General features: G+C 74.6%; 5 protein-coding genes and 1 pseudogene. All 6 read right to left on the reverse strand.

All coding sequences use genetic code 11. From position 1 onward, the window contains the following. Positions 1-278, reverse strand: a pseudogene (locus tag N869_RS13040) (hypothetical protein); the annotation flags it as partial. Further along, complete coding sequence (locus N869_RS13045; RefSeq protein ID WP_198026079.1) at positions 275-1036, reverse strand: metallophosphoesterase family protein; 762 nt, start codon at positions 1034-1036, stop codon at positions 275-277. The pseudogene N869_RS13040 and the gene N869_RS13045, both read right to left, overlap by 4 nt. Beyond that, entirely contained in the window at positions 1026-2213 is a 1188-nt protein-coding gene (locus N869_RS13050; protein WP_035062316.1) for an ATP-grasp domain-containing protein, read from the reverse strand. The genes N869_RS13045 and N869_RS13050 overlap by 11 nt, the downstream gene beginning before the upstream one ends. Next, a complete protein-coding gene (locus tag N869_RS13055) occupies positions 2210-3463 on the reverse strand; it encodes an ATP-binding protein (protein WP_035062317.1) in 1254 nt (417 codons plus the stop codon). Before N869_RS13055 ends, N869_RS13050 begins: the two co-directional genes overlap by 4 nt. Beyond that, positions 3460-3999, reverse strand: coding sequence for a dCTP deaminase (locus N869_RS13060; protein WP_035062318.1), 540 nt, complete (start codon positions 3997-3999; stop codon positions 3460-3462). Before N869_RS13060 ends, N869_RS13055 begins: the two co-directional genes overlap by 4 nt. Beyond that, positions 3980-4580 (reverse strand): nucleoside/nucleotide kinase family protein (locus tag N869_RS17905; RefSeq protein WP_052105537.1); only part of this gene is annotated, 601 nt, incomplete at its 5' end. The genes N869_RS13060 and N869_RS17905, both read right to left, overlap by 20 nt.

Below are 4580 nucleotides of genomic sequence, written 5' to 3' on the forward strand. Positions count from 1 at the left end.
GTCCCGACGCCCTGCGCGACCAGGAGGGCTGCGTAGAGCCGGCGCGGGCCAACGCGGTCGGCGGCGTGCCCGACCAGCGGCCCCACGACGAGCCCGGCGCCCGCGGCGACCGCAAGGGCCGTGCCGTACCCGACGAGGCTGAGGCCGCTGAACCGTGTGAAGAACAACGCCGACACGGTGAGGAACAGGCCGTTGCCCAACGCGTTGACGGTCAGGCCGGCGGCGAACTGGCGGGTGCCGGGCGCGCGGACCCGTGAGGGGGCGTCGGTGGTGGTCACGGGACCCTCCGGAAGAACGACGTGGGGGCGCCGACCGGCGCGACGGAGTGCACGGCGAACCCAGGCTCGACATCGACGACCGCCCCATCCGGCTCCCACGGCGGGAGGATGCGCGGCGCTACGGACGGTGCGACGAGCACCGGGACGCCGTCGAGCACCCCGCTCATGGCGTGGTGGAAGTGTCCGCCGAGCACGGCCCGCACCGCCGGAGCCGCGCGGAGCAGCGAGCGCAGCACCGCGGTACCCGCAGCGTCCAACGACCGCAGCTGGTCGGGGTGCCATCGCAGCGGAGCGTGGTGCAGCGCGACAAGCGCGGGCGCTGCGGGGTCCATGTCCGCCAGCTCCGCGACCGCCCAGTCGACGACCGCGGGATCGAGGGTGCCGTGGTCCGCTCCCGGGACCGTCGAGTCGAGTGCGAGGACAGCCAGACCTGCCCGCCTGTGCATGCGGTGCAGAGGGGCCGCTCCTGTCGCCGGCTCGGCCAGGACGACCTCGGCGAATGCCTCCCGCACGTCGTGGTTGCCGGGGCACGCGACGACCGGCACGTGCAACCGGTCGAATTCCTGACGCACGGTCCGGTACTGGGCCGCGCGGCCGTCCTGCGCGACGTCGCCGGTGAGCACGACGAGGTCGACGGCCGTGCCGACGGCGCGCACGGCGTCCAGCGTGCGTCGCAGCCTCTCGAGGGGTTCAGGCCCGTCGTCGACGTGGCAGTCGCTGAGGTGAGCGACCACGGTCCCGGTGCGCTTAGCCGACACGAGTGATCCGGTCCACGAGCGCCGCCTCGTTCTCGCCCTCGACGATGACGCCGCCGGCTGCGTCGGCGGAGTGGGCCGCGACGTGCGGGCCGTCACCGTCCGCGGCCCAGAAGCCGTGCGCCCACGCGGGCAGCGCGTCGCGCGTGACGTGCGGGCGGCGTGACGTCCACAGCATGTGGCCCGCGAGCACCTGGTGCGGGGGGTTCGGCCGCTCCACGAGCTGCGAGGCGCCGCGCAGGCCGGCGGCCAGCAGGTAACTTTCGCGCGACAGGTCGACTCCGTACGCGTGCGCGAGGGTGCCCTTGATCATGCCGCCGCCGAGCCGGGCAGCGACCTCCCCGGCGAGCACCGTGCCGTTCGGGAGGAGGTGCAGCTCGAGGTGCACCACCGCGACGCCGTGCCCTGCCGGGAGGCCGCAGGCCAGGGCGCGCGTCGCCGCGACGGCGGCCGTGTGCGCGGCTGAGCCGGGGTCGAGGCACACGGACGCCACGTCGTGCGACGCGAACGTGTGCGGCGGGTGCAGGTATCGCGAGGGGACGGCGAGCAGCACGTCCGCGTCGTCGAGCACCGCGTCGACGTGGAGCACCGTGCCGTCGACGAGCTCCTCGACCATCAGCGCGTCGGCGTGGACCTCGTCCAGGACCTGCGGTGCGGTCGTGAGCAGCCGCCACACGTCGTCCGGCCCCGCGAGCACGTGGACGCCCTGCGAGCCGACACCGCCGCGCGGCTTGAGGACGAAGGGCCCCATCGCCTCCAGCGCCGCGAGCACGTCGTCCACGCACTGCACACGCGCCCAGCGGGCGGTCGGCAGCCCGGCGCGCTCGAAGAGCGCCTTCATCCGCACCTTGTCGCGGAACTCGACCGCGAGCCGTGCCGGCGTGCCGGGCAGTCCCAGCTCGGAGCGGATCGTCGCCGCGCGCAGGACGTCCTTCTCGGAGTTGCTCACCACACGGTTGGGCCGCCACTCCCGCGCCACCGCACGCACCTGTGCGGTGGCAGCCGCACCTTCGTAGGCGTCGAGGGTGACGACGCGGACGCGCGCCCCCCGCTCGGTCCCCGCGCGGCGCGCGCCGGGACCCGTCACGAGCAGCACCTCGACGTCCGCGTCGGCCGCGGCGAGCCAGTCGTCGACCGCCGCAGCGGACGACGGCTGCTGGAGCACCAGGACGCGGGTCATAGTGCCGCCACCTCCTCGGTCGGAGCGGTGTCGAGCCGCCACGTCGCGCGGACCGCCGCCATGGTGGCGTGCAGGGCCTCGTTCGTGGCGCCGGCCATGGCGACCCAGCCGGCCTGCGACGACGAGTGGAAGCGGTCCTCGACCCGGTCGCCGGGCGCGAGGTCGACCTGTGCATGCGTGACGCCGGGGACCGCACGCAGCGCCTCGACGGGCGTCGTCGAGCGCACGACCCCCGCGGTCACCGGCAGGCCGTACCACGCGACCGGGCCGTCCGGGTCCAGCGGCCCGAGGCGGTCGGTCGCGCCCGTGGTCTCCAGGTCGAGGAAGACGCGCCACAGGTCGACGCCGTGCACGTGGGCTAGGAACGGCACGATCGCACCGCCACCGGGCCGGCACGCGACCTCGCCGACCACGTCCCCGCCGTCGTGCTCGAGCACCTCCAGGTGCGTGACGCCCGTCCTCAGGCCAAGAGCGCGGACCGCCGCGTCGTGCAGACCTGCGAGCTCGCCGCGACGCGGGTCGTCGGCGGGCAGGGGTGCGGAACCGACGAACTCGTCGTGCTGTCGTAGCAGCGTCGGACGCAGGTACGCGCAGACCGAGAGCGCCCGCGTCAGGCCGTCGACCACGACCCCGTCGAGGTGGTACTCGCGTTCGACGTCGAGGTACCGCTCGACGAGGACCGCGGGGTGCGCGCGCCCGCTCTCCCACAGCGGTGCGGCCAGCGCGTCGACGTCGTCGGTGGCCCGCACGACGACCGAGCCGGTCGCGCCCGTGCCCAGTGCCGGCTTGAGGATCGCCGGTCGGCCCAGCACGCGCACCGCGTCGCGGGTCTCGGCACGCGTGCGGACCACCCGGTGCGGCGCGACCGGGACGCCGGCCGTCACGAGGCGGCGCTTCATGGCGTGCTTGGCGGTGAACCCGACAGCGACGTCGTACGGCGTGCCCGGTAGGTCCAGGTAGCTGCGCAGCCACGCGCCGGTGGGCACCCCGCGCTCCGACGGTGCGACGACACGGGTGACCGGGGCGTCCGCCATGGCGGGGACGACGGCATGCAGCGCCGCTGTGAGGTCGGCGACGTCGGGCACGACGAGCACGGCATCGGCGCCCTCGGCCCGGAAGCGGTCCGCGTACCAGGGCTCGGTCAGCACCGTGACGCGCCGGACCGCGTCGTGCCGCAGCAGCGGCACCAGCCCCGGCTTGTTGGTGCCGACCAGCAGGACGTGCTGCGCCGTTCCCCGCGCCGCGCTCACGGCGCGCCCCCGCGGCTCGCCGCGGAATCGAGAGCGAGCCGCGACGCGACCACGTCCGTGGAACCCGTGTACCGGCCGTTGTAGCGCACGTGCTCACCGAGCATCGCCCAGAACGCGATCTTGCCGATGACCATCCCCGCGAAGAGCCGCACCGGTTGCGCGACCTTGATCTCCAGGGTCCAGGGGATCACGGCGCCGCAGTGCCCGAGGGGCGCCGAGTACTGGATCCACACGCCGAGGGTCGAGGTGGACCGTCGCGCGTACAGCGTCGCTGCGTAGTGATCGCTGCCCATGCACTCGGCGGTCGCCCCGAGGTACAGGCGCCCGGGCTGCAGGACGGCCCCGTCCTCGCCGATCTGCCTGCGCACGACCCGTGGCGGCACGTCCGGCTCGAGCACGTCGTCGGCGTACTCCAGGAGGGTGCCGCCGAGCCGGAAGCCGTAGCTGTTGGGCTCGACGCGCGCGTCTTCGAAGTCGTCGATGTGGATCCGGCCGCGAGCGACCTCGCGTGCGATCTCACGTCCGGTCAGGATCAAGGAGCACCTCCACCAGCTGGGTGACGTCGCGCCTGTAGCGCTCGGGCGACGCGTCGTTGCGGATCGTGTGGTCGGCCGAGAGGCGGCGCAGACCCTGGGTCGAGGCGTCCGACGTGCTCACGTCGCCCCGACGCTCGAGGCGTGCGCGGCGCAGCTCGTCGGGTGCCTCGACGCGCACCACGACGAAGCCGAGCCGGCGCAGCTCGACCGCGTCGACGTCGGGGTCCCGCAGGTCGTCGTTGAGGACGACGTCGGCGGTGCTGTGGCGCACCCGCGCGGCGACGGGCTCGACGAGCGCTCGCGGGTTCAGCCGTCGCAGCTGCTGCGCGAGCGACTCCATCAGCAGCTGGTCCTGCTGCGCGGCACGCGCACCGACGCCGGCCGTCGTGCGCACCTCCTGCTGCAGCCGGTACAGCGGCTCGGCGAGGCGCACGTGCTCGACGCTCAGCCCGCGTGCGGCGCACACCTCGCGCGCGATCGCGACGAACGTCGACTTGCCCGCACCCGACAGCCCCGTGACGCACAGCCGCAGTTGCCGACGGGTCCGGGCGGTCGGGTGGGCGTCGCGGGCCTGTCGGACC

This window comes from Cellulomonas bogoriensis 69B4 = DSM 16987 (assembly GCF_000767165.1).
GTDB lineage: Bacteria > Actinomycetota > Actinomycetes > Actinomycetales > Cellulomonadaceae > Actinotalea > Actinotalea bogoriensis.